The sequence below is a fragment of the uncultured Microscilla sp. genome (assembly GCF_947493425.1).
GTDB lineage: Bacteria > Bacteroidota > Bacteroidia > Cytophagales > Microscillaceae > Microscilla.
In genome coordinates this window covers 1-2,336 of the sequence record NZ_CANLRP010000359.1, presented here as the reverse complement: position 1 = coordinate 2,336, position 2,336 = coordinate 1, and the positions used below count along the sequence as shown (strand labels likewise).

Annotated in this window: 3 protein-coding genes; all 3 read right to left on the bottom strand. The window is 40.8% G+C overall.

Features of this window, described 5'->3' with window-relative positions; all coding sequences use genetic code 11:
• Positions 1–138: 138 nt before the first annotated feature.
• Positions 139–987, bottom strand: a complete 849-nt coding sequence (locus Q0954_RS33680) for a hypothetical protein (protein ID WP_299466390.1) — start codon at positions 985–987, stop codon at positions 139–141.
• Between the two features lie 7 nt (positions 988–994).
• Positions 995–1,930 carry an alpha/beta hydrolase gene (locus Q0954_RS33675; protein WP_299466387.1) on the bottom strand — a complete coding sequence of 312 codons (936 nt, stop codon included), beginning with the start codon at positions 1,928–1,930 and terminating at the stop codon, positions 995–997.
• Positions 1,931–2,041: 111 nt separating this feature from the next.
• Positions 2,042–2,251 (bottom strand): hypothetical protein, encoded by a 210-nt coding sequence (locus tag Q0954_RS33670; protein WP_299466384.1) that lies wholly within the window; start codon positions 2,249–2,251, stop codon positions 2,042–2,044.
• Positions 2,252–2,336: the final 85 nt, after the last annotated feature.

Genomic DNA, 2,336 nt, shown 5'->3' with positions numbered 1-2,336 from the left:
TGGCTAACGCTTCCCGCTAATGGGCGCGTAGTGGACTTGAACCACCAAGTGATATTGCATGCCAGGCACACAAGCACAAAAAACCTGAGGCGTAATAGTCTCAGGTTTTTTTATTTTAAGTACAGAGTCATTGCTTACCTAAAAATACACATACTGGTAGTCTATCAGCTCCATTAGTTTACTGTTTTCATACCTGCGCACCCTTATCAAAACCCCGTCCTTATATACTTTTACCGACTTATACTTACCATTGTGGGTTTGGTTTATCACCTGCCATAGCTTACCCTTTTGGTATTGGTACTCTATAGTGGTGTTGTAGTCGTTATTTTTGCGTTGCGGAAAAACCTTACTTATTTTCAATAATTGCCCCGTAGCATTGTATGTGTAGTCTTCTTGCTCTACCACTTGTTGATAAGCATCATATTCGTTTTTGTGGGTTCTCAGGTGGGTTTTGTAGTCGTAAGTATAAATCACTTTATAACTTTTGCGTTGCTTGCCCGAATACAAGTAATACATTTCTCCTATTACACTGTCTTGCTTGTTGTAGGTATACAGTATCCGTTTAGACAACTTCCCCATGTGATACATTTTCTTTTCTACTTTGTTGCCCTTGTCATTGAGGTAAGTATGGGTCTTATGCACTCGGTCGTCAGGCATTTTCATTATTTCGGTCATCACTTTTTTGCCATAAACATAAGTAGTAGTGAAGCTGGTTTCGCCTTCATACCCCTCTATTTTTACCAGCTTTCCTTGCTTGTCATAAAAATAAGTATTGTCTATATACAATCTAAAATCTTGCTTTCTTAGCAACTTACCGCTGGGGTTATAGTCATAGGCAAAAAACTTTTGTGAAGTTTTGTCTTTTTTAGAGTATTTTCCCCAGCCCACAATTTGCTTGATTTTTTTTTGAGCACAGGCATCATTGGCCACCAGGCTATTTAGTAGCAGGCAAGGCAGTATGAGGGTATACAACCACATCGTTTTCATATAGGTATTAGGGTTTGGCTTCTAAAAAATGAAGGGCATCTTGCGCTGTTTTCAAGGGAATCTCTTCCATAGGCACATGGCCCACATTTGGGTATATAATCAGTTGATTATTGGGCAACTTTTCTTTAAACGCATAAGCCAGCTCTAACGGTATCCAGGCATCATCTTTTCCCCACATAATAAGAGTGTGAGTATTGATTTGAGGAATGTCTTCTGAACGATCCTCAACAGGAGTTTTCGCTCGTTGAATAAATGCCTCACGGTTGCCTTTTCTCAGGGTAAGTTGCTGGTATTGGGTGATCAGGGCAGGCGACACCTTGGCATCGTCGCTGTATACCTCCAACAAGTTTTTTCTAAAAATAGCCCTGGGCGTGGCATAACGCATGACCCGATTGACTATAGGGGTACGGGCAAGTTGCATAATCCACAGCTTTTTACGTTTTTTTTTGAGCGGAATACCACTGGCATCCAACAAAATCATCTTGCCTACCCTATTGGGGTAAGCCAAGGCAAAACGCCAGGCAATGTTTCCTCCCAATGAGTTGCCAGCAATATGGCACTTTTTAATGCCTTTCTTTTGCAGTAAAGCTTGTACAAACTTCACATAAGTACTGATTTTATAGTCATGCTGTGGGTGTGGTCCTGTAAGCCCAAAGGCAGGCAAATCGAACCGAATGACGCGGTAATGTTGCTTAAGTTGATCTACCCAACCTTGCCAGGTGTGCAGCGAAGCTCCTGTACCGTGTATCAGCACCAAAGGAAAACCCTTGCCCTCTTCGCGGTAATGTACCTGCATGCCTTGTATGCTTACAAACTCTGAGGGCGGTGGTGCATACCTTGCTTTGAGTTGTTCTACGGCTATATCGGAGCGATAAGCCCAAATAAAAACCCCTGCCAATAATATGACGAGGGTAAAGAAAGTATAACGGATTATTTTGAGCATTTTTTAGACTGTTCGTTAATATTGGTTTTGTGCCCATTCATCATTATTATTTACTTGGTGCTCATAAGCAACTTTCGGTCACATAACATCAAATCGCTTCAGCCTGACCAATCAATTTTTCAGTTGCGTTGTTATCTCATCCAAATCTTTGCGAATGCTTGTTTGCAATGCCGTTAACCACTCTTGTTGTTCGGTCAAGGGCAAAGAGGCAATGTACTGAAGCGTTTTTTGCATGCTATTTTTTTGTTCATGCCTGTCTTTTACCGTCATCAATTGCTCAAGGTAGCGATCAATGCTCAATTCCATTTTATCGGTTGTCATTTTATTATTTAACCCAAGTTGCGGGATATAAGTAAGTCTGCCAAAATAGTATTAATTTAAAGGTGACAAAACCAAAATTGAATAC